The 22361-nt window shown below is 42.3% G+C and carries 18 protein-coding genes, 11 tRNA genes and 3 rRNA genes; 28 read left to right on the top strand and 4 right to left on the bottom strand.

Annotated elements, in window-relative coordinates:
• Positions 1-13 precede the first annotated feature (13 nt).
• From AC6IZR_RS08410 to AC6IZR_RS08380, 7 genes are all read left to right on the top strand, one after another.
• On the top strand, positions 14-754 hold the full coding sequence (locus AC6IZR_RS08410) for a Stp1/IreP family PP2C-type Ser/Thr phosphatase (protein WP_049474471.1): 741 nt from the start codon (positions 14-16) through the stop codon (positions 752-754).
• On the top strand, positions 751-2622 hold the full coding sequence (gene pknB, locus AC6IZR_RS08405; protein ID WP_134974514.1) for a Stk1 family PASTA domain-containing Ser/Thr kinase: 1872 nt from the start codon (positions 751-753) through the stop codon (positions 2620-2622). The genes AC6IZR_RS08410 and pknB overlap by 4 nt, the downstream gene beginning before the upstream one ends.
• A 116-nt stretch (positions 2623-2738) precedes the next feature.
• Complete coding sequence (gene liaF / locus AC6IZR_RS08400; protein WP_003003865.1) at positions 2739-3434, top strand: cell wall-active antibiotics response protein LiaF; 696 nt, start codon at positions 2739-2741, stop codon at positions 3432-3434.
• Positions 3431-4447, top strand: a complete 1017-nt coding sequence (locus AC6IZR_RS08395; RefSeq protein WP_497848429.1) for an envelope stress sensor histidine kinase LiaS — start codon at positions 3431-3433, stop codon at positions 4445-4447. The genes liaF and AC6IZR_RS08395 overlap by 4 nt, the downstream gene beginning before the upstream one ends.
• The gene (locus AC6IZR_RS08390; RefSeq protein WP_049473347.1) at positions 4444-5076 is read left to right on the top strand and encodes a response regulator transcription factor; all 633 of its coding nucleotides are present in this window, start codon (positions 4444-4446) and stop codon (positions 5074-5076) included. The genes AC6IZR_RS08395 and AC6IZR_RS08390 overlap by 4 nt, the downstream gene beginning before the upstream one ends.
• A 45-nt stretch (positions 5077-5121) precedes the next feature.
• Positions 5122-6522, top strand: coding sequence for a bifunctional Cof-type HAD-IIB family hydrolase/peptidylprolyl isomerase (locus AC6IZR_RS08385; protein WP_497848428.1), 1401 nt, complete (start codon positions 5122-5124; stop codon positions 6520-6522).
• A 1-nt stretch (position 6523) separates the two neighbouring features.
• Positions 6524-6889: a S1 RNA-binding domain-containing protein gene (locus AC6IZR_RS08380; protein ID WP_024054568.1), complete on the top strand. Its 366-nt coding sequence runs from the start codon at positions 6524-6526 to the stop codon at positions 6887-6889.
• 50 nt (positions 6890-6939) lie between these two features.
• On the opposite strand, the gene cysK is transcribed toward AC6IZR_RS08380, so the two are convergent.
• Together cysK and AC6IZR_RS08370 are read right to left on the bottom strand one after the other, a co-directional pair.
• A complete protein-coding gene (gene cysK / locus AC6IZR_RS08375) occupies positions 6940-7863 on the bottom strand; it encodes a cysteine synthase A (RefSeq protein ID WP_493494788.1) in 924 nt (307 codons plus the stop codon).
• A gap of 123 nt (positions 7864-7986) precedes the next feature.
• On the bottom strand, positions 7987-8628 hold the full coding sequence (locus tag AC6IZR_RS08370; RefSeq protein WP_497848427.1) for a YigZ family protein: 642 nt from the start codon (positions 8626-8628) through the stop codon (positions 7987-7989).
• A 55-nt stretch (positions 8629-8683) separates the two neighbouring features.
• On the opposite strand from AC6IZR_RS08370, the gene AC6IZR_RS08365 reads away from it, so the two are divergent.
• The 17 genes from AC6IZR_RS08365 (at position 8684) to AC6IZR_RS08285 (ending at position 17414) form a co-directional block, all read left to right on the top strand.
• Positions 8684-9982: an ATP-dependent helicase ComFA gene (locus tag AC6IZR_RS08365; RefSeq protein ID WP_497848426.1), complete on the top strand. Its 1299-nt coding sequence runs from the start codon at positions 8684-8686 to the stop codon at positions 9980-9982.
• Positions 9979-10644, top strand: coding sequence for a ComF family protein (locus AC6IZR_RS08360; protein ID WP_493494786.1), 666 nt, complete (start codon positions 9979-9981; stop codon positions 10642-10644). Before AC6IZR_RS08365 ends, AC6IZR_RS08360 begins: the two co-directional genes overlap by 4 nt.
• A gap of 81 nt (positions 10645-10725) precedes the next feature.
• Positions 10726-11268, top strand: a complete 543-nt coding sequence (hpf, locus tag AC6IZR_RS08355) for a ribosome hibernation-promoting factor, HPF/YfiA family (protein WP_021154569.1) — start codon at positions 10726-10728, stop codon at positions 11266-11268.
• Positions 11269-11568: 300 nt separating this feature from the next.
• Positions 11569-13114, top strand: a 16S ribosomal RNA gene (locus tag AC6IZR_RS08350).
• A 53-nt stretch (positions 13115-13167) separates the two neighbouring features.
• Positions 13168-13240 (top strand) — tRNA-Ala (locus tag AC6IZR_RS08345).
• Between the two features lie 123 nt (positions 13241-13363).
• A 23S ribosomal RNA gene (locus AC6IZR_RS08340) occupies positions 13364-16263 on the top strand.
• Positions 16264-16342: 79 nt separating this feature from the next.
• Positions 16343-16458: ribosomal RNA gene (rrf, locus tag AC6IZR_RS08335) — 5S ribosomal RNA — on the top strand.
• The 16S, 23S and 5S rRNA genes sit together here with 11 tRNA genes alongside, the layout of an rRNA operon.
• Positions 16459-16492: 34 nt before the next feature.
• Positions 16493-16565: transfer RNA gene (locus tag AC6IZR_RS08330), tRNA-Val, on the top strand.
• A 2-nt stretch (positions 16566-16567) separates the two neighbouring features.
• A tRNA-Asp gene (locus tag AC6IZR_RS08325) sits at positions 16568-16640 on the top strand.
• 24 nt (positions 16641-16664) lie between these two features.
• Positions 16665-16737 (top strand) — tRNA-Lys (locus tag AC6IZR_RS08320).
• Between the two features lie 6 nt (positions 16738-16743).
• A tRNA-Leu gene (locus AC6IZR_RS08315) sits at positions 16744-16825 on the top strand.
• A 17-nt stretch (positions 16826-16842) separates the two neighbouring features.
• Positions 16843-16915 (top strand) — tRNA-Thr (locus AC6IZR_RS08310).
• Between the two features lie 24 nt (positions 16916-16939).
• A tRNA-Gly gene (locus AC6IZR_RS08305) sits at positions 16940-17011 on the top strand.
• A 7-nt stretch (positions 17012-17018) separates the two neighbouring features.
• A tRNA-Leu gene (locus tag AC6IZR_RS08300) sits at positions 17019-17104 on the top strand.
• Between the two features lie 19 nt (positions 17105-17123).
• Positions 17124-17197, top strand: a tRNA-Arg gene (locus AC6IZR_RS08295).
• A gap of 50 nt (positions 17198-17247) precedes the next feature.
• A tRNA-Arg gene (locus tag AC6IZR_RS08290) sits at positions 17248-17321 on the top strand.
• 19 nt (positions 17322-17340) lie between these two features.
• Positions 17341-17414 (top strand) — tRNA-Pro (locus AC6IZR_RS08285).
• Between the two features lie 96 nt (positions 17415-17510).
• On the opposite strand, the gene ntdP is transcribed toward AC6IZR_RS08285, so the two are convergent.
• A complete protein-coding gene (gene ntdP, locus AC6IZR_RS08280) occupies positions 17511-18044 on the bottom strand; it encodes a nucleoside tri-diphosphate phosphatase (protein WP_118396820.1) in 534 nt (177 codons plus the stop codon).
• A gap of 95 nt (positions 18045-18139) precedes the next feature.
• Positions 18140-18922, bottom strand: a complete 783-nt coding sequence (recX, locus tag AC6IZR_RS08275) for a recombination regulator RecX (protein ID WP_497848425.1) — start codon at positions 18920-18922, stop codon at positions 18140-18142.
• 37 nt (positions 18923-18959) lie between these two features.
• Here recX and rlmD point away from each other — a divergent pair, with 37 nt between their 5' ends.
• Genes rlmD through AC6IZR_RS08255 form a run of 4 tightly spaced genes read left to right on the top strand, consistent with a single transcriptional unit; the run spans position 18960 to position 22359 of the window.
• On the top strand, positions 18960-20312 hold the full coding sequence (rlmD, locus tag AC6IZR_RS08270; protein ID WP_045759141.1) for a 23S rRNA (uracil(1939)-C(5))-methyltransferase RlmD: 1353 nt from the start codon (positions 18960-18962) through the stop codon (positions 20310-20312).
• Positions 20313-20322: 10 nt separating this feature from the next.
• Positions 20323-20742 (top strand): cytidine deaminase family protein, encoded by a 420-nt coding sequence (locus AC6IZR_RS08265; RefSeq protein ID WP_497848424.1) that lies wholly within the window; start codon positions 20323-20325, stop codon positions 20740-20742.
• Between the two features lie 37 nt (positions 20743-20779).
• Complete coding sequence (locus AC6IZR_RS08260; RefSeq protein WP_003014300.1) at positions 20780-21016, top strand: DUF1858 domain-containing protein; 237 nt, start codon at positions 20780-20782, stop codon at positions 21014-21016.
• Positions 21013-22359: a DUF438 domain-containing protein gene (locus AC6IZR_RS08255; protein ID WP_497848423.1), complete on the top strand. Its 1347-nt coding sequence runs from the start codon at positions 21013-21015 to the stop codon at positions 22357-22359. The genes AC6IZR_RS08260 and AC6IZR_RS08255 overlap by 4 nt, the downstream gene beginning before the upstream one ends.
• Positions 22360-22361 lie beyond the last annotated feature (2 nt).

The following is a 22361-nucleotide window of genomic DNA, read 5'->3' as shown; positions in this document are numbered from 1 at the left end:
GGAAACTGACAGTATGGATATGACGATCTTAACCGATGTAGGTCAAAGACGGACAAATAACCAAGACTATGCAAATCAATATAAAAACAAGGCAGGAAAATCTATGGTTTTACTTGCTGATGGTATGGGAGGACACCGTGCCGGAAATATTGCTAGTGAAATGGCAGTCACAGACCTAGGTGCGGCTTGGGTTTCTTCTGAGATCGAGACGGTTAATCAAGTACGGGAATGGTTTGCAGAACATTTAGAAGCTGTGAACCGTCGGATCCATTTAGCTGGGCAAGATGATGAGCACAAAGGAATGGGAACGACACTGGAAGCTTTGGCTTTTGTAGAAGGACAAGTGATTTATGCCCATGTTGGAGATTCGCGGATTGGCCTCATTCGTCAGGGCGAATACCAGCAGTTGACCAGTGATCATTCTCTTGTAAATGCTCTTTTGCGTGCAGGTCAAATCACAGAGGAAGAAGCAGCCCATCATCCTCAACGTAACATCATCACTCAGTCCATTGGTCAAAAAGATGAGTTGGAGCCGGATTATGGTTTGGTGACGGTTGAAGCAGATGATTATATTTTGATCAATAGTGACGGTTTAACTAATATGATTGGCCCGGATGAAATCAGAGATATTGTCTTGAGTGATGTTTCACTGGAAGAAAAAGCTCAAACCTTGATTCGTTTTGCCAATAATGCTGGAGGCTTGGATAATATCACTGTTGTACTGCTCCACTTTACTGAGGAGGACGCAGCATGATTCAAATCGGCAAAATTTTTGCCGGGCGATATAAAATCATCCAACAAATTGGACGCGGCGGGATGGCAGATGTTTATCTTGCGCGTGATTTGATTTTAGATGGGGAAGAAGTTGCAGTCAAGGTACTGCGTACGAATTACCAGACGGATCCCATTGCAGTTGCGCGTTTTCAGCGTGAAGCAAAGGCGATGGCAGAGCTGGACCATCCAAATATCGTTCGGATTACAGATATTGGCGAAGAAGAAGGACAACAATACCTTGCAATGGAATATGTTGCAGGTTTAGACTTGAAACGCTATATCAAAGAAAATGCTCCTTTATCAAATGAAGAAGCTGTTCGTTTGATGGGGCAGATCCTTCTAGCTATGCGTCTTGCCCATACGCGTGGCATTATCCATAGAGATTTAAAACCACAGAATGTCCTCTTGACACCAGATGGAACAGCAAAAGTTTCAGACTTTGGGATTGCAGTGGCCTTTGCAGAGACTAGTTTGACCCAGACCAACTCGATGTTGGGGTCGGTTCATTATTTGTCCCCTGAGCAGGCGCGTGGTTCAAAAGCTACGGTGCAAAGTGACATCTACGCGATGGGGATTATTTTCTATGAGATGTTGACAGGACACATTCCTTATGATGGAGATAGTGCAGTCACAATTGCTTTGCAGCATTTTCAAAAGCCACTTCCATCTATTCGTGAAGAAAATAAGAATGTTCCACAAGCTTTAGAAAATGTGGTGATCAAGGCGACAGCTAAAAAACTGACGGATCGCTATAAATCAGTGGCAGAGATGTATGTAGATCTTTCAAGTTGCTTGTCCTATGAGAGAAGAAATGAGAAAAAACTGGTTTTTGAAGACCAAGCGAAAGCTGATACAAAGACTCTTCCGAAAGTAAGTCCAACTCCAAAGACGGCTCCTGTTCCAATCTCTGAGGTACGCAGTGAAATCAGTTCAGTAGATCCTAATCGACCATTATCTGATCAGCAGACCATGGCGCCAAGTAAAAAGCCAAGAAGACGTTTGCGGGCGCGCTACAAGGTCTTGTTTGTTGCCATTGCCCTAGTACTTGCAGCCTTTACTTTCTTGTTATATATGAGCCCAGCCAATAAAACAGTTCCAGATGTTTCCGGCAAAACCATTGCCGAAGCCAGAGCGGTTATTGAGGGACAAGACCTTCAAGTCGGTGAAGAGAAAGAAGAGTACAGTGATTCGGTTGCAGAAGGCTATGTCATTCGAACCAATCCAAATGCAGGGGCCCAAAAGAAAGAACAAAGTCGAATTGATTTGATTATTTCCAAAGGACCAAACAGCTTTGAAATGCCAAATTACGTGGGTGAAACACGGGCAAAAGCAGAAGAAGATCTGAAAAATACTTATAAAGTATCAAGCAAAATGATCACGATTGAAGAAGTTGAGACCTTCGATTATGCTGCAGGGACAGTTCTTGAACAAACTCCAGCTCCAGGAGAGCAATATTCTCTGAATTCAAAAACAAAGATTGTTTTGAAAGTAGCGAAAGAAACGACTTCAATTGAAATGCCAAACTATGTTGGATCAACTTATGATTTTGCTAGAAGTAATTTGATTGAGATCTATGGTATTAAAGAAGCCAATATCGAATTAAGAAAAACAGAACATCTCCCTGATGGGGTAGTTGTTTCTGCCGGTCAAATTGTCAGTCAAACTCCAGAAGTTTCGAGTACGGTGGATATTAACCGAACACGAATTGTTTTGACTGTATATGAGCCTAAAGTGACAGCTTCTTCAAGTACGAAAGCCTCATCCAGTTCAGATACATCAAGTTCATCCTCTGCTGAACGATCAGATACAGAAAGTTCTAGCAGTAGTGCAACTGGTGGAGATTCATAAATCAGTCTAAGACTCAGATGGATTTCTGGGTCTTTTTGATTGTCTGCGTTTATCCAACCACAGACGGAAGTCAAATGAGGAAAAATTTGATAAAATAGGAAAAGATGAGGTAGACTATGTGGAAAATACAAATTTTTATTTTCGTTGAAGCCGTTTTGTTAACATTGGCAGCGATCACCATTTTATCAATCGATTTTTCCAGATTTGTTGTCTTGATGGTTCTCTTTTTGCTCCTTTTGTATTACTATTTTGGCAAACAAAAAGCGAATTTTTTATTAATCGCGCTGAGTGTGCTCTTGTTTTTTATCGTGATGCTGAATCCTTTTGTGATTGCAGCCATTTTATTTGCGGTGGTTTATGGTTTATTGATCGCCTATCCTTATATGTATAAGGAAAATGAAGCCGTTGTGTTTGATGTTGAAGAGGATACGAAAATTCGTCAGGAAAAAACTCGATGGATTGGTGATTTACAACATTTTTCAAAGCAAAGTCGAGGGTATCGAGATCTGAATGTGATCCGAGTTTTTGGGAATGACACCCTCCATTTAGAGGAGGTAGCCATTTGCAATTGGGACAATGTTGTGATCATTCGGAAAGGGTTTGGAAATACAAAAATTATCTTACCGATTGATTTAGAGTTGCATTTACAAATTAACACCCTGTATGGAGATCTGAAATTTTTGGATCTTCCTGTCCGTAAAATGAGGAATGAAACCATAGACATTGAAACGGCACATTATCGGAGATCGCACCGTTCTATAAAAATTGTGTTAGTTGGTATTGTTGGGGATGTTGAGGTGATTCGCGCATGAAGAAATTAGACTATCTCCTATTGTATTTCTATTCCCTAATGGTGGTTGCGGTCATTTGTCATACCATTTTCCATTTTGTTGGTTTTCAGTGGGGCAAACTTCTTTCAGATCTTTCCTTGCTTCAGTCATTCCTATTTTTGGTTTTTAGTCTGACGCTTGCATTGACGGCTTTGGTTGTCTTAATTATTAAAATCACGCAATTTGTAACGGTTCATGCAGTACAACAAAAGGTAGAAGCGATCCTGACTGCTTCACAGAGAAAAGAAATTGCCCCCAAAGAATTGAATCAACAGTTAGATTTATTGGACAGCAAATTGCTTCGACTAGAAGAAAATTTACAAAAAAGTGAAAATCGTGTGATGCGAAATGAGGAAGAAATTGTGGAAATCGAGCGTAAGAGAATTGCGCGTGATCTACATGACACGGTTAGTCAAGAATTGTTTGCAGCCAATATGATTTTATCTGGAGTGGCAGCCCAGGCCCTTGAGTTAGAGAAAAGTCAGATCCAGCAGCAACTTAATGGTGTATCAGATATTCTGGGTACAGCCCAAAATGATTTACGCGTCTTGCTCCTACATCTTCGTCCTACAGAATTGGAAGGAAAAAGTTTGGTAGAAGGTATGGAGATGATTTTTAGAGAATTGAAGGAAAAGAGTGACCTAACAGTTGTCTTCCATTATAATGACGTGAGCATTCCAAAAGAAATGGAAGAACATCTATTTCGAATCGTCCAAGAAATTGTCAGCAATACCTTGAAACACGCTAGAGCTCAACAAATGGATGTCTTTTTGCATCAGGAAGGAAAACAACTTCATTTACGGATGGTAGATGATGGAATCGGCTTTGAGCAGGAAAAATTGGAACGATTGAGTTATGGGTTGAAAAATATTCAAGAACGTGTAGAAGACATGGCGGGAACCATTAAAATAAGAACGAGTCCTCAAAAGGGAGTGGCTGTAGATATTCGCGTTCCCCTCCTTGTAAAAGATAAAAATGAAAAGGAAACTGTATGAAAGTATTATTAGTAGATGATCATGAAATGGTCCGATTGGGATTGAAAAGCTTTTTGTCCATGCAAACCGATATTGAGCAAGTCTTAGAGGCACAAAATGGGCAAGAAGGGGTGGACTTGGCGTTGAAAGAAAGACCAGACGTCATCATCATGGATATTGTGATGCCAGAGCTAAATGGAATCGATGCGACTCTAGCCATCCTAAAAGAGTGGCCGGAAGCTAAAATTGTCATTTTGACGTCTTATTTAGATAACGAAAAGATTTACCCTGTCTTAGATGCCGGTGCAAAAGGGTATATTTTAAAGACCTCGTCAGCAACTGAGATCTTACAGGCTGTCCGGAAGGTTGCAAAGGGAGAATTTGCGATTGAGACAGAAGTTAGTCAAAAAGTTGAGTCACGAAAGAACCATGCTGAATTGCATGATGATTTGACAGCTAGAGAACGAGATATTCTAGCTCTATTAACAAAAGGATATGAAAATCAACGAATAGCAGATGAACTCTTTATTTCTCTGAAAACAGTGAAGACCCATGTCTCCAACATCTTATCCAAATTGGAAGTCAGTGATCGGACGCAAGCAGTCGTCTATGCCTTCCGACACCATCTGGTGAATCAAGAAGATTTTTAAAAGGAAACATGCTATAATAGAGCATGATCATAAGGGGGGAGACAAGTGGACGCAAAATTACGTTATAAAGCCAAAAAAGTTAAAATCGTCTTTTTTGATATTGATGATACATTACGTGCAAAAGAAACTGGATTGATTCCAGAATCTGTCAAAGAAGTCTTTCATCAGTTGAAAGAAAAAGGAATCCGAACAGGGATTGCAACCGGTAGAGGGATTTTTGGGGTTGTTCCTGAAATCATGGACTTAAAGCCTGATTTTTTAGTAACCTTAAACGGTGCCTATATAGAAGATACAAAAGGAACTGTGATCTACCAATCACCAATCAATGAAGCAATCGTTTCTTCTTTTGTGGATTGGGCCAAAGAATCCGAGATTGATTATGGGTTAGTAGCTAGTCATCAAGCTGCCCTGTCTAATCGGACACCCTTGATCAGTGATGCTATTGACATCATTTATCCAAACTTACCAGTAGATCCAGATCTGCATTTGAAAGAACCTATTTTCCAAATGTGGACCTTTGATGAACAGGATAGTGAACTAGAGTTGCCCCCTTCTTTGCAAGAGAACTTGCGCCTAGTTTCGTGGCATCCCCATTCATCAGATGTTGTTCGCTTTGAAGCTTCAAAAGCTTCAGGAGTTTCTCATCTTGTAAATCATTTGGGCTTGAAGCCAGAGAATGTTTTAGTATTTGGGGATGGATTAAATGATCTAGAACTGTTTGATTACGCTGGAATTAGTATCGCAATGAGAAAATCTGCTCCAGAGTTACAAGAAAAAGCTGATTATATCACTAAGAATTTAGAAGAAGATGGCATATTCTATGCCTTAGAGGAGTTAAATATGGTTGAAAAAGAATTGACATTACCACAGTTAGAACTTGCTACGGTTGACGGTCCTGTCGCTGTGATCAAAACCAATCACGGTGAGATGAACATTCAATTGTTCCCGGATCAAGCGCCAAAAACAGTTGCAAACTTTGTAGCTCTTGCTAAGTCTGGCTATTATGATGGTGTCATTTTCCATCGGATTATTAAAGATTTTATGATCCAAGGGGGAGATCCTACTGGTACAGGTATGGGTGGTGAATCCATCTATGGTGAGAGCTTCGAAGACGAATTTTCAAAAGAACTGTACAATATTCGCGGAGCCCTTTCGATGGCAAATGCTGGACCAAACACAAATGGTAGCCAATTCTTTATTGTACAAAATCAACATCTCCCATATTCGAAAAAGGAATTGGTCCGCGGTGGCTGGCCTGAAGAAATTGCTGAAATCTATACGACAGAAGGGGGAACTCCTCACCTAGATCAACGCCATACCGTATTTGGACAATTGATGGATGAAGCTTCTTTTGCTGTGTTGGATGAGATTGCGGCTGTTGAGACAGGTATGATGGATAAGCCAGTAGAAGATGTCGTGATTCAAACCATCGAAATTGAGGACTAAAATGAAAATTGGAGATAAGTTAGAAGGAACCATCACAGGCATTCAACCTTATGGAGCCTTTGTCGAACTAGAGTCGGGTGTCACGGGCTTGATTCATATCTCAGAGATTCGAAGTGGTTATGTAAGTAATATTCATGATATTCTTTCAATTGGAGAAAAAGTCTTTGTCCAAGTCATCGATGTTGATGAATATTCTAAGAAAGCTAGCCTCTCTCTGAGAACACTAGAAGAAACACCACAACGAAGTATTCGACACCATCGTTTTTCAAATGACCGCCACAAGAGTGGTTTTGCGCCCTTAGCTCAACAGATGCCGATCTGGGTCAAAGAAGGAAAGGTATTCTTTAGCAAACAAGAGAAAAAATAAAAACTTCGATAGGTTGATGAAACCTATCGAAGTTTTTTTGATATAGAGAATTATTCAAATTCGTAAAGGGTAGTAGAAAGGTATCGTTCTCCATTATCTGGTGCAAGAGCAAGAACTTTTTTACCGCTTCCCAATTCTTTTGCGACTTCAATAGCAGCATAGATAGCAGCTGCGCTTGAGATACCGACTAAGAATCCTTCAGCTCCACCGATAGCGCGTGCAAGTTCGAAAGCTTCTTCTGAAGATACGCGACGAACACCATCATATGCATTAGTGTCTAAAGTATTTGGGATAAAACCAGCTGAAATCCCTTGGATTTTATGTGGTCCAGGTTTTTCGCCAGAAAGGACTGCAGATTCATTGGCCTCAACGGCATAGACTTTGACAGCAGGATTATTCTTTTTCAACGTATGAGAAATACCAGAAACAGTACCACCAGTACCAACACCTGCGACAAAAGCATCTAAACCATCTTTTCCAAAGGCATCAATGATTTCTTGTCCTGTTGTTCTTTCATGTACCTCTGGGTTAGCAGGGTTTTCAAATTGAAGAGGAAGGAAGCCATTTCTTTCTGCAGCGATTGCTTCAGCTTTAGCGATAGCGCCTTTCATTCCTTCACTTCCAGGAGTCAAAACGAGTTCAGCTCCGTAGGCTTGGATGATTTTACGACGTTCCACACTCATGGTTTCAGGCATGACAATCACAACTTTGTAGCCTTTAGCTGCGCCAACCCATGACAAGCCAATCCCTGTGTTCCCACTAGTTGCTTCGACAATGGTATCACCTGGTTTGATCAAGCCATCCGCTTCAGCTTTTTCAATCATGCTCAAAGCAATCCGGTCTTTAACTGATGATCCAGGGTTGAAAGCTTCGAGTTTGACATAGACATCTGCAGCTCCTTCAGGAACAAGACGGTTCAATTTGACAATCGGAGTGTTTCCAATCAATTCTGTAATATTTTCATAAATAGCCATAATATACCTCAGTTCTAGGTTTTCTTAATACTAACAAGTATAGTCCCTTGTGAGTAGAATGTAAAATATAGAAATTTTATGGGTGTGATAAAAAAAAACTATCGTTGCCGATAGTATTGTTAATTATTTTTCTACAGAAAACAGGGGTACTTCAACCTCACGAATTCCTTGGTCCTCAATAATGACTTTGCCATTGTAAAATTCGACTAAAGCCGCTGTGATAGAGTTTGTGTTTTCTTTATCCACAAAAATGGTTGTCATCACCTGATCTGTGAACATCGGATCTTGTTCTGCCAATTGATGGTCTTTTAAGAAATTAGCAAATTCTTGGTATTGGGAATAAGAAAGTGTGATCCCAAGAACCACTTGCTCTTTGATTTCTACCAGTCCAATTTCTCGAACTGCTTGTGCCACACTTCCAGCATAAGCACGAATCAGACCGCCAGCACCTAATTTAATACCTCCGAAATAGCGAGTAACCACGACACAACTATTAGTGATGCGATGATTCTCCAAAACTCCTAACATCGGTACCCCAGCTGTTCCACTAGGCTCTCCATCGTCACTGGTCCGTTTGATATCACTTTGTTCTCCAATGATGAAAGCAGAGCAGTTATGCGTAGCCTTATAGTGTTCCTTCTTGATGGCATTGATAAAATCTCTAGCTTCCTCTTCAGAGAAGACTCGCTTGACATGACAAATGAATTTTGATTTTTTGATTTCTTCTTGAACAGTACCGTTCTCTTTAAATGTAACATATTCCATACTCTTATTTTACAAAAAAAGAATGATTTTCTCCAACTTTTGCGAATTAATAAGTATGAAGATAGAAGATTCTTATGGAAGACTCTTAACGGAGAGTCAAATGACAAATGATCTGAAAGAAATTGCCCAAGAACTTCCAGCTATAGAAAAACAAAATGGAAGGTACCAATGCTTTCGATGTGGCAGTTTGATTGATCAAAAACTGTGGAAATTGAGTGAGGAGGTACTGTATTGTAGAGCCTGTATCCAATTGGGAAGGATCCGGAGTGATCAAAAACTTTATGCTATTGCACAGCAAAACTTTGAAGGACAAGAGGTGCTAAACTGGAAAGGAACCTTGACTTCCTATCAACAAGAGGTATCTGAAGGGCTTATCCAAGCAGTTAAAGCAGGAAAACATGCCTTGGTACATGCTGTGACAGGCGCTGGGAAAACGGAAATGATGTACCAGGTTGTAGCAACAGCGATCAAGGCAGGAAAAGCAGCCTGTATTGCCACCCCAAGAATCGATGTCTGTATAGAATTGTACGGAAGGATGAAGAAAGATTTTTCCTGCCCCATCTCTTTGCTTCATGGAGAATCAGAGCCCTATTTTAGAACGCCTTTAGTGATCGCTACAACCCACCAATTGCTAAAGTTTTATCAGGCCTTTGATCTCCTTATTATAGATGAGGTAGATGCTTTTCCCTATGTGGACAATCCAATCTTATATAAAGCAGCTCAGAATGCAATAAAAAAAGAGGGGAATACCCTATATTTGACAGCAACCTCTACAGATGAGTTAGATAAAAAGGTCAAGAAAAAAGAAATCATTCGTTATAGCCTTCCAAGAAGATTTCATGGGAACCCACTAGTGGTCCCTGAAATAAAATGGGTGCCGAAAATTAGAGAAAAAATAGAAAAAGGAAGAATCCCTTACGAACTATTGCAACTGATCAAGAAACAAAGACAGACTCACTACCCATTGTTAATCTTTGTATCTGAAATAGAATTAGGACAACAATTTACTGGGAACTTAAAAAAATACTTTCCAAAAGAAACAGTAGGTTTTGTATCCTCACAGACAACAGACCGCCTAAGAATAGTAGAAGAGTTTAGAAACAGAGCCTTAACCATGCTAGTCTCGACAACCATTCTAGAAAGAGGAGTGACTTTTCCGTTTGTAGATGTCTTTGTTTTAGAAAGTAATCACAAATTATTTACTAAAAGTGCCCTCGTACAAATTTCAGGGAGAGTCGGTCGAAGTAAAGAAAGACCAATAGGTGAACTACTTTTTCTATCAGACGGCATAACACGAGAAATGAAGAAAGCGATTAAAGAAATAAAGGAAATGAATCAGGAGGCTGGATTTTGAAAGAATGTCTGCTTTGTACTAAAGAGTTGAAAACTGGTGAACATTTCACAGACCTTATTTTTATGAATAAACAAGAAGAATGGATTTGTAAAGAATGCAAAGAAGACTTCGAACAAATTGACGAAATCCATTGTCCTAGATGTTATAAAGATAAGGAGGAGAAAGTATGTAAAGATTGCGAATACTGGATACAAAAGGGGAATATGGTCGAACATGAAGCATTATATAGATATAATGCAGCAATGAAGGACTATTTCAAGCGATATAAATTTGAAGGAGATCGTTTATTAGGAATGGTATTTGCATGTGACATCAAAAAAGCCTTGAAAAAGTATAAAAGCTATACGATAATACCGACTCCAATCAGCCATGAAAAAAAGCAGGAGAGAGGATTTAATCAGGTTTCGACTATATTAGATTTTGCAGAAATAAAGTACAGCAGTCTCTTCCAAAAAGAAGACAGCTTAGCCCAATCAAAAAAAACAAGAGAAGAAAGATTAAAAACCTCTCAACACTTTCAATTAAAAGAAGAAGTTTCAAAAAAGCAGAAATATCTTATCTTTGATGATATCTACACAACGGGCAAAACCATCGAATTAATGAAGCGCCTACTAATTGAAAAAGGTGTGAAAGAAATAAAAACATTTTCAATCGCAAGGTAAAAAAAGATTTGCAAAAACTTTATGAAAGCGTTATAATATACATATAAATAAAAACATAATGTTTAGAAAGTAGGTACTAATATGATTAAATATAGTATCCGTGGTGAAAACCTAGAAGTAACAGAAGCCATTCGCGACTATGTCGTTTCTAAACTCGAAAAGATTGAAAAATATTTTCAGGCAGATCAAGAGCTGGACGCTCGAGTAAACTTAAAAGTTTACCGTGAAAAAACCGCAAAAGTAGAAGTAACCATTCCACTTGGATCTATTACACTGCGTGCAGAAGATGTCTCTCAAGATATGTACGGTTCAATTGATCTGGTTGTAGATAAAATTGAACGTCAAATTCGTAAGAATAAAACAAAAATCGAAAAGAAAAATCGTGTTAAATCTGGTGCAGGTAAATTGTTTACCGATGCAGTTGTAGAAGAAGCAGCAACCACAGAAAAAGTTGTTCGCTCAAAAACAATTGATCTAGAGCCAATGGATTTAGATGAAGCGATCCTTCAAATGGATCTATTAGCACACGACTTCTTCATTTATCGTGATGCAGAAGACAACACAACAAATGTGATCTACCGTAGAGAAGATGGAGACATCGGTCTATTGGAAGTAAAAGAATAGAGATCAAAAAGAGATTGAAAACATCAATTAAATTATAGAGGAATCAGGAGCATTCATGCTCCTGATTTTTTATATAAGTAAAAAAACTTTCAAAAAAACAAAAAAAGTTTTAAAAAAGTATTGACAGTAAGGTAAGGTCATGATATACTAATATAGTTGTCGCGAGAGAGCGACAAAGACCTTTGAAAACTGAACAAGACGAACCAATGTGCAGGGCACTACAATGAAAGTTGTAGTAACTGAACAATAAAAAAACAATAAATCTGTCAGTGACAGAATGAGTTTAAGACAAACAATTATTTTAATGAGAGTTTGATCCTGGCTCAGGATGAACGCTGGCGGCGTGCCTAATACATGCAAGTAGAACGCTGAAGCTTGGTGCTTGCACCGAGCGGATGAGTTGCGAACGGGTGAGTAACGCGTAGGTAACCTGCCTCTTAGCGGGGGATAACTATTGGAAACGATAGCTAATACCGCATAAAAGTCGATATCGCATGATATTGACTTAAAAGGTGCAATTGCATCACTAAGAGATGGACCTGCGTTGTATTAGCTAGTTGGTGAGGTAACGGCTCACCAAGGCGACGATACATAGCCGACCTGAGAGGGTGATCGGCCACACTGGGACTGAGACACGGCCCAGACTCCTACGGGAGGCAGCAGTAGGGAATCTTCGGCAATGGGGGCAACCCTGACCGAGCAACGCCGCGTGAGTGAAGAAGGTTTTCGGATCGTAAAGCTCTGTTGTAAGAGAAGAACGAGTGTGAGAGTGGAAAGTTCACACTGTGACGGTAACTTACCAGAAAGGGACGGCTAACTACGTGCCAGCAGCCGCGGTAATACGTAGGTCCCGAGCGTTATCCGGATTTATTGGGCGTAAAGCGAGCGCAGGCGGTTAGATAAGTCTGAAGTTAAAGGCTGTGGCTTAACCATAGTACGCTTTGGAAACTGTTTAACTTGAGTGCAGAAGGGAGAGTGGAATTCCATGTGTAGCGGTGAAATGCGTAGATATATGGAGGAACACCGGTGGCGAAAGCGGCTCTCTGGTCTGTAACTGACGCTGAGGCTCGAAAGCGTGGGGAGCAAACAGGATTAGATACCCTGGTAGTCCACGCCGTAAACGATGAGTGCTAGGTGTTGGGTCCTTTCCGGGACTCAGTGCCGCAGCTAACGCATTAAGCACTCCGCCTGGGGAGTACGACCGCAAGGTTGAAACTCAAAGGAATTGACGGGGCCCGCACAAGCGGTGGAGCATGTGGTTTAATTCGAAGCAACGCGAAGAACCTTACCAGGTCTTGACATCCCTCTGACCGCTCTAGAGATAGAGTTTTCCTTCGGGACAGAGGTGACAGGTGGTGCATGGTTGTCGTCAGCTCGTGTCGTGAGATGTTGGGTTAAGTCCCGCAACGAGCGCAACCCCTATTGTTAGTTGCCATCATTGAGTTGGGCACTCTAGCGAGACTGCCGGTAATAAACCGGAGGAAGGTGGGGATGACGTCAAATCATCATGCCCCTTATGACCTGGGCTACACACGTGCTACAATGGCTGGTACAACGAGTCGCGAGTCGGTGACGGCAAGCTAATCTCTTAAAGCCAGTCTCAGTTCGGATTGTAGGCTGCAACTCGCCTACATGAAGTCGGAATCGCTAGTAATCGCGGATCAGCACGCCGCGGTGAATACGTTCCCGGGCCTTGTACACACCGCCCGTCACACCACGAGAGTTTGTAACACCCGAAGTCGGTGAGGTAACCGTAAGGAGCCAGCCGCCTAAGGTGGGATAGATGATTGGGGTGAAGTCGTAACAAGGTAGCCGTATCGGAAGGTGCGGCTGGATCACCTCCTTTCTAAGGAAATGGAAACCTGTACGTTGGTCTTGTTTAGTTTTGAGAGGTCTTGTGGGGCCTTAGCTCAGCTGGGAGAGCGCCTGCTTTGCACGCAGGAGGTCAGCGGTTCGATCCCGCTAGGCTCCATTAACACTGTAAGGGTGTTAAGATTGAACATTGAAAATTGAATATCTATATCAAATAGTAACAAGAAAATAAACCGAAACGCTGTAAATATTTAAAGAGTTTAGGTCGCAAGACCAAAAATAAGGTTAAGTTAATAAGGGCGCACGGTGGATGCCTTGGCACTAGAAGCCGAAGAAGGACGTGACAAACGACGAAATGCTTTGGGGAGCTGTAAGTAAGCGACGATCCAGAGATGTCCGAATGGGGGAACCCACTAGCTAATGGCTAGTACTCCTATCTGTTAAGGATAGGTAGAGGAAGACGTAGTGAACTGAAACATCTAAGTAGCTGCAGGAAGAGAAAGCAAAAGCGATTGCCTGAGTAGCGGCGAGCGAAACGGCAGGAGGGCAAACCGAAGAGTTTACTCTTCGGGGTTGTAGGACTGCAATGTGGACTTAAAGAATATAGAAGAATGACATGGGAAGGTCAGCCAAAGAGAGTAAGAGCCTCGTATTCGAAATAGTCTTTATACCTAGCAGTATCCTGAGTACGGCGGGACACGAGAAATCCCGTCGGAATCTGGGAGGACCATCTCCCAACCCTAAATACTCTCTAGTGACCGATAGTGAACCAGTACCGTGAGGGAAAGGTGAAAAGCACCCCGGGAGGGGAGTGAAATAGAACCTGAAACCGTGTGCCTACAACAAGTTCGAGCCCGTTAATGGGTGAGAGCGTGCCTTTTGTAGAATGAACCGGCGAGTTACGATATGATGCGAGGTTAAGTTGAAGAGACGGAGCCGTAGGGAAACCGAGTCTGAATAGGGCGGAATAGTATTATGTCGTAGACCCGAAACCATGTGACCTACCCATGAGCAGGTTGAAGGTGAGGTAAAACTCACTGGAGGACCGAACCAGGGCACGTTGAAAAGTGCTTGGATGACTTGTGGGTAGCGGAGAAATTCCAAACGAACTTGGAGATAGCTGGTTCTCTCCGAAATAGCTTTAGGGCTAGCGTCGACATTAAGATTCTTGGAGGTAGAGCACTGTTTGGGTGAGGGGTCCATCCCGGATTACCAATCTCAGATAAACTCCGAATGCCAAAGAATTATGGTCGGCAGTCAGACTGCGAGTGCTAAGATCCGTAGTCGAAAGGGAAACAGCCCAGACCACCAGCTAAGGTCCCAAAATAATTGTTAAGTGGAAAAGGATGTGGGGTTGCACAGACAACTAGGATGTTAGCTTAGAAGCAGCTATTCATTCAAAGAGTGCGTAATAGCTCACTAGTCGAGTGACCCTGCGCCGAAAATGTACCGGGGCTAAAACAATTTACCGAAGCTGTGGATACCTTTATAGGTATGGTAGGAGAGCGTTCTATGTGTGGAGAAGGTGTACCGTGAGGAGCGCTGGAACGCATAGAAGTGAGAATGCCGGTATGAGTAGCGAAAGACAGGTGAGAATCCTGTCCACCGTAAGACTAAGGTTTCCAGGGGAAGGCTCGTCCGCCCTGGGTTAGTCGGGACCTAAGGAGAGACCGAAAGGTGTATCCGATGGACAACAGGTTGATATTCCTGTACTAGAGTATGTAGTGAAGGAGGGACGCAGTAGGCTAACTAAAGCGTGCGACTGGAAGTGCACGTCTAAGCAGTGAGGTGTGAATTGAGTTAAATGCTTAATTCTGTAACATTGAGCTGTGATGGGGAGCGAAGTTTAGTAGCGAAGTTAGTGACGTCACACTGCCAAGAAAAGCTTCTAGCGTTAATCATACTCTACCCGTACCGCAAACCGACACAGGTAGTCGAGGCGAGTAGCCTCAGGTGAGCGAGAGAACTCTCGTTAAGGAACTCGGCAAAATGACCCCGTAACTTCGGGAGAAGGGGTGCTGGCTTTAAGTCAGCCGCAGTGAATAGGCCCAAGCAACTGTTTATCAAAAACACAGCTCTCTGCTAAATCGTAAGATGATGTATAGGGGGTGACGCCTGCCCGGTGCTGGAAGGTTAAGAGGAGTGCTTAGCGTAAGCGAAGGTATGAATTGAAGCCCCAGTAAACGGCGGCCGTAACTATAACGGTCCTAAGGTAGCGAAATTCCTTGTCGGGTAAGTTCCGACCCGCACGAAAGGCGTAATGATTTGGGCACTGTCTCAACGAGAGACTCGGTGAAATTTTAGTACCTGTGAAGATGCAGGTTACCCGCGACAGGACGGAAAGACCCCATGGAGCTTTACTGCAGTTTGATATTGAGTGTCTGTGCCACATGTACAGGATAGGTAGGAGCCATTGAGATCGGGACGCCAGTTTCGATGGAGGCGTTGTTGGGATACTACCCTTGTGTTATGGCCACTCTAACCCGGTAGGTTAATCATCTACGGAGACAGTGTCTGACGGGCAGTTTGACTGGGGCGGTCGCCTCCTAAAAGGTAACGGAGGCGCCCAAAGGTTCCCTCAGAATGGTTGGAAATCATTCGCAGAGTGTAAAGGTATAAGGGAGCTTGACTGCGAGAGCTACAACTCGAGCAGGGACGAAAGTCGGGCTTAGTGATCCGGTGGTTCCGTATGGAAGGGCCATCGCTCAACGGATAAAAGCTACCCTGGGGATAACAGGCTTATCTCCCCCAAGAGTTCACATCGACGGGGAGGTTTGGCACCTCGATGTCGGCTCGTCGCATCCTGGGGCTGTAGTCGGTCCCAAGGGTTGGGCTGTTCGCCCATTAAAGCGGCACGCGAGCTGGGTTCAGAACGTCGTGAGACAGTTCGGTCCCTATCCGTCGCGGGCGTAGGAAATTTGAGAGGATCTGCTCCTAGTACGAGAGGACCAGAGTGGACTTACCGCTGGTGTACCAGTTGTCTCGCCAGAGGCATCGCTGGGTAGCTATGTAGGGAAGGGATAAACGCTGAAAGCATCTAAGTGTGAAACCCACCTCAAGATGAGATTTCCCATGATTATATATCAGTAAGAGCCCTGAGAGAAGATCAGGTAGATAGGTTAGGAGTGGAAGTTGTGTGAGCAATGGAGCGGACTAATACTAATAGCTCGAGGACTTATCCAAAGAGTCAAAAGATATTGACAACGAAAGGTTAACTTGTTAGAATATAGATGTTCAATTTTGAATGTTTAATCATTCAGAGTTAAGTGACGATAGCCTAGGAGATACACCTGTACCCATGCCGAACACAGCAGTTAAGCCCTAGAACGCCGGAAGTAGTTGGGGGTTGCCCCCTGTGAGATAAGGAAGTCGCTTAGCAAGAGATTGAGCCTAGTAGATACTAGGCTCATTTGGGAGTTTAGCTCAGCTGGGAGAGCATCTGCCTTACAAGCAGAGGGTCAGCGGTTCGATCCCGTTAACTCCCATAGGTCCCGTAGTGTAGCGGTTATCACGTCGCCCTGTCACGGCGAAGATCGCGGGTTCGATTCCCGTCGGGACCGTTAAGATAATGAAAATTATTTTAAGACTCGTTAGCTCAGTTGGTAGAGCAATTGACTTTTAATCAATGGGTCACTGGTTCGAGCCCAGTACGGGTCATATTTTGCGGGTTTGGCGGAATTGGCAGACGCACCAGATTTAGGATCTGGCGCTTTACGGCGTGGGGGTTCAAGTCCCTTAACCCGCATAAGAGAATAATAATGAGCCGGCTTAGCTCAGTTGGTAGAGCATCTGATTTGTAATCAGAGGGTCGCGTGTTCAAGTCATGTAGCCGGCATTTTTTTTATATAAAGAAAGCAATGCGAACGTAGTTCAGTGGTAGAACACCACCTTGCCAAGGTGGGGGTCGCGGGTTCGAATCCCGTCGTTCGCTTGAGGAGGCCGGGGTGGCGGAACTGGCAGACGCACAGGACTTAAAATCCTGCGATTGGTAACGATCGTACCGGTTCGATTCCGGTCCTCGGCATAGACAAAGGTTGAAAGAAGCACCCTTAGCTCAACTGGATAGAGTACCTGACTACGAATCAGGCGGTTAGAGGTTCGACTCCTCTAGGGTGCATGGTCGCAAGGCTATGTAATAATTGATATGTAATAATTGAATAGGAACGAGCACCCTTAGCTCAACTGGATAGAGTACCTGACTACGAATCAGGCGGTTAGAGGTTCGACTCCTCTAGGGTGCATAAAGCGGTAGCTTTAGATCGGGAAGTAGCTCAGCTTGGTAGAGTACTTGGTTTGGGACCAAGGTGTCGCAGGTTCGAATCCTGTCTTCCCGATAGTGTATCGAAAAAGTCTAATGATTGTCATTAGGCTTTTTTGTAGGTAATTTTTCATTAAGTTAAAAGAAAAAAGAGCTTTCGCTCTTTTCAACTTTATTTATTTCGCAGTTCAACATAACGGTTATACCAAATTTTGATATATTCCTCAGAAAAAGGACCTTTGCTTTGGTTTATCCAATCTACTAGAACCTTAACATTTTCCTTTAAAATAAAGTCGATGTCATCTGAATAGTGCATTTTTTCTTTGTGCTGCTCGTATTCTTCAACATCTAACAATTTTTTTTCACCATTGGTAAAGACCTTGACATCGAGATCATAGTCGATATATTTTAAGGCTTCTTGGTCAATGTGAAAAGGACTTGCTAGGTTACAGTAGTAAGACACACCATTGTCACGGATCATGGCGATGATGTTAAACCAATATTTTTTATGGAAATATACGATCGCTGGTTCACGTGTAATCCAACGTCTACCATCACTTTCAGTAACAAGTGTATGATCATTTACTCCAATAATTGCATTTTCGGTTATCTTTAATACCATGGTGTCACGCCATGTTCGGTGTAAACTGCCATCATGTTTATAACTTTGAATTGTAATAAAGTCGCCTTCTTTAGGTAGTTTCATAACTTACCAACTTTCTACAATCTAAGTATATCCTCTATATTGTATCATATTTTTTCAAATTTTTTCTTATTTTTCTATTTAATTTTCAATTTGGTTTATGAATCTAAGTATTCTCTAATGGCTGACGTTATATCACTATAATCGTAGCCTTTTCTGGCTAGTGCCTGAGTCAAGCGTTGTTTGAGTTCATAGCCTTCATATTTTTTACTGTATTTACGGTATTGTTTTTCTAACTCTTTTAGAATGAGCTCATTGGTTGTTTCTTCATCTGTTTCGAGCTCGAGATTTTGGAATGCTATCTTTGCTTGATTGTAAGCAAAACCTTTTGAAATGAGTGCCTGGATGATTTTCGTTTCAATGGCTTTTAACGGATATTTTCCTTGGTATTTTTTTAGGAGTTTTATTGCGGTACGGTCGATCACTTCTGAAAAATCATAGTCTGCAAGAATTTCTTGAAGGATAGATTTTGGGATCCCTTTTTGTTGAATTTTTTGTTGTAATAAGAGAGGGCCCTTATCGCCACTGAGAAGGTTGGCCTCTATCAGGTTTCTTGCATATTGACGATCATCTAACCACTTGTCTTCTTTTAGCTGTTGGACCACTTTATCAATAATGCCACTATCAATCTCATATTTTGTCAGGTAGTCTCGGACTTCTTTTGTTGTTCGAGCTTTAAAAGAAAGATGGTAAAGGGCCAGGTTTTTACCATAGGAGTATTGAGCAAACTCTTGGATTTCTTTTAGTTCCTCTTCACTGATTTCTTTATCTTTAGAAAGAAAATATTTGACGATGGTGTCTTCTGTAATATAAAGTTTTTGATCATTGTCTAATTCCAGGAGGTAGAGTCTTTTTTTCTTTTCTAGTTTTGTAATTTTCATGTTTTTATTATACCGAAAAATGTGTTAAGATAGGGATATGAACGTTAAAGTAAAACAAAAAATTCCTTTGAAAATTAAACGAATGGGAATTAACGGAGAAGGGATTGGCTTTTATAAAAAAACACTTGTCTTTGTGCCAGGCGCTTTGAAGGGAGAAGATATCTTCTGTCAAATTACAAGTGTTAAGAAAAATTTTGCGGAAGCCAAACTCCTATCTGTGAATAAGGCGTCTAAGTTTCGTGTGACGCCCATGTGTGATATCTATGAGACCTGTGGTGGCTGTCAAATCATGCATTTGAAGTATGATAAGCAGCTGGAGTTTAAGACAGATTTATTACAACAGGCCTTGAAGAAGTTCTCACCTGAAGGATTTGAACAGTATGATATTCGGCCGACAATTGGAATGCAGGAGCCGCTTTACTATCGGGCAAAATTGCAATTTCAAACTAGGAAATTCAAGGGCCAGGTGAAGGCGGGCCTCTATGCCCAAAATTCACATTATTTGGTGGAATTAAAGGATTGTTTGGTTCAAGACCCGGTTATTCAAGCTATCGCCAACGATCTAACGGATTTATTGACCTATTATCAGATTCCGATTGCTGATGAGCGTAAAGAACTGGGTGTCAGAACCATGATGGTTCGACGGGCGCGGAAGTCTGGTCAAGTTCAGATCATTGTGGTCACTAGTCGTCAGATTAACATAAATAATTTGGTGCAAGACTTGGTCACGAAACACCCTGAGATTGTCACAGTTGCTGTTAATAAAAATACGTCTCGATCCAGTGAAATTTATGGGGAACAAACGCAGATTATTTGGGGAGAAGAGGCCATTTTGGAAGGGGTTTTGGATTATGAATTCTCCCTTTCTCCTCGAGCCTTTTACCAGTTGAATCCGGAACAAACTGAAGTATTGTATAGTGAAGCTGTCAAGGCTCTAGATGTTTCCCCAGAGGATCACTTGATAGATGCCTACTGTGGGGTTGGAACGATTGGGTTTGCTTTTGCTAATAGAGTGAAAAGTGTTCGGGGGATGGATATTATTCCTGAAGCGATTGAAGATGCCAAATACAATGCTAAACGGATGGGATTTGAGAATACCCACTATGAGGCTGGTACAGCTGAAGAGATCATTCCTCGCTGGTACCAAGAAGGCTATCGGGCTAATGCTGTGATCGTGGATCCACCTCGTACGGGCTTGGGTACAAAATTAATCGAGACCTTGTTGCACTATGCACCTGAAAAGATGGTCTATGTCTCGTGTAATGTATCGACTTTGGCACGGGATCTAGTGGCTTTGACGAAGGTTTATCAGGTTGAATACATTCAATCAGTGGACATGTTCCCCCATACTGCACGGACAGAAGCAGTTGTGAAATTAGTGAAGAAGTGAAAGAAGAAGAATGGATATTTGGGAAAAACTTTATCTTGAGGCGAAAGCTCTTTATGCGCCTCAAGAGGTTTCAGATTTTGTCTATGCTCGACATGTGGTTGCTGCTGTTGAGGCTGCAGATGGTCAGATTTTTACGGGCTTTTGTATGGAAGGAACCTGTGGCGTCTTTCATTTATGTGCTGAACGAGCAGCCCTTTTCAATATGTATCAACAATCAGGACAGACCAAGGTCAAGCGCATTATTGCTTTTCGAGACAAGCCTCCTTATGGAGAAGGCTCAGGGATGCCTTGTGGAGCCTGTCGTGAATTTCTCCTTGAGCTAGATGCAGAGAATCGTCATCTAGAATTTATGGTGGATTATGAGAGCCGCAAGACCATTACTTTAGGTGAATTGATGCCTCTTTGGTGGGGAGAAGAACGGGCTCGTTAGAGAGAGAATAAAGGGAATAAGTAGAGGAAATAAATAAATGGACAATGTTATTGATGTATCGATTCCAGTTGCTCAAGTCATTGATCAACATCCGGAAGTATTGGATTTGTTGGTGGAGTTGGGCTTTAAACCCTTAGCCAATCCTATCATGCGCAATACAGTTGGGCGCAAGGTTTCTTTGAAACAAGGATCAAAATTAGAAGGTACTCCTATGGAGAAGATTGTGCGAACACTAGAGGCTAATGGCTATGAAGTAGTGGGGCTAGACCAATGAGTGATGAACGAATTCACGTCTTAAGAGATATCTTATTAGAGCTTCATCATGGAGCTTCCCCTGAATCGGTTCAGGAACGGTTTGATGCGACTTTTGCAGGGGTGTCTGCGATTGAGATCTCTCTTATGGAGCATGAACTGATGAATTCAGATGCAGGTGTGACTTTTGAAGATGTTATGGAGCTTTGTGATGTCCATGCCAATCTCTTTAAGAATGCGGTTCAAGGGGTCGAAGTAGCAGATACTGACCACCCGGGCCATCCTGTTCAAATCTTTAAACAGGAGAACTTAGCCCTTCGGGCCGCTATGATGCGGGTCCGCCGCTTGCTGGACAATTATGAGACAACCGAGGATCCTGAGATGATTCAGGAGATTCATAAGGGCTTGTTACGTCAGCTGGGCTTGGTGGGTCAATTTGACCGGCATTACCGTCGTAAGGAAGAGTTGATGTTTCCGATTATGGAAAAATATGGGCATGATTCCCCGCCAAAAGTGATGTGGGGAGTGGATGACCAGATTCGGGAACTCTTTGCGAAAGTTTTGGATGCGGCCAAGAAATTACCGGATTCTAGTATCTTAGAAGTCAAAGAGCTCTTTGAAGCCTTTGCGCAAGAGTTTGAGGGCATGATCTTCAAGGAAGAGTCGATCCTCTTGATGATTTTGCTGGAGGCCTTTACCCAGGATGATTGGCTTTCCATTGCAGAAGAAAGTGATGCTTATGGTTATGCCATTATTCTCCCAAGTGAAAAGTGGGTGCCAAAACGTGTAGACTTCAAGGAGGAAGCGTCGAAAGAGTCAGAAGGTTCAACTGAACCGCTTCCTTCTTCAAAAGGCGATGAGCACTGTCAGGTAATTGAGACTCCTGATGGGCAGTTGACCATTACCTTCACGCCTAAGAAAAAAGAAGAGAGTTTCGATCGCCAGCAGCCACAAGCTTTTGGGAATGGCTTCCTCTCTGTGGAGCAAGCGAATTTGATCTTGAACCAGTTACCGATGGAGATCACCTTTGTCAATAAGGATGATATTTTCCAATATTACAACAATGCTGCGCCTTTTGAGGAAATGATTTTTAAGAGGACACCGTCGCAGGTAGGACGCAATGTTGAGCTGTGTCACCCGCCAAAATACTTGGAAAAGGTCAAAGCGATCATGCAAGGGCTTCGTGAAGGAAAAAAAGACAAGTATGAAATGTGGTTCAAATCAGAATCACGTGGAAAATTTGTCCATGTCACCTATGCGGCAGTGCATGATGAAGCTGGAGACTTTCAAGGTGTCTTGGAATATGTTCAGGACATTCAACCTTATCGGGAGATCGATACGGATTTTTATAGAGGAATGGAGTAAAG

The sequence above is a fragment of the Streptococcus mobilis genome (genome assembly GCF_059727625.1).
Note: the sequence above shows the minus strand (reverse complement) of the source record. Positions and strands in the feature narration are given on the sequence as shown.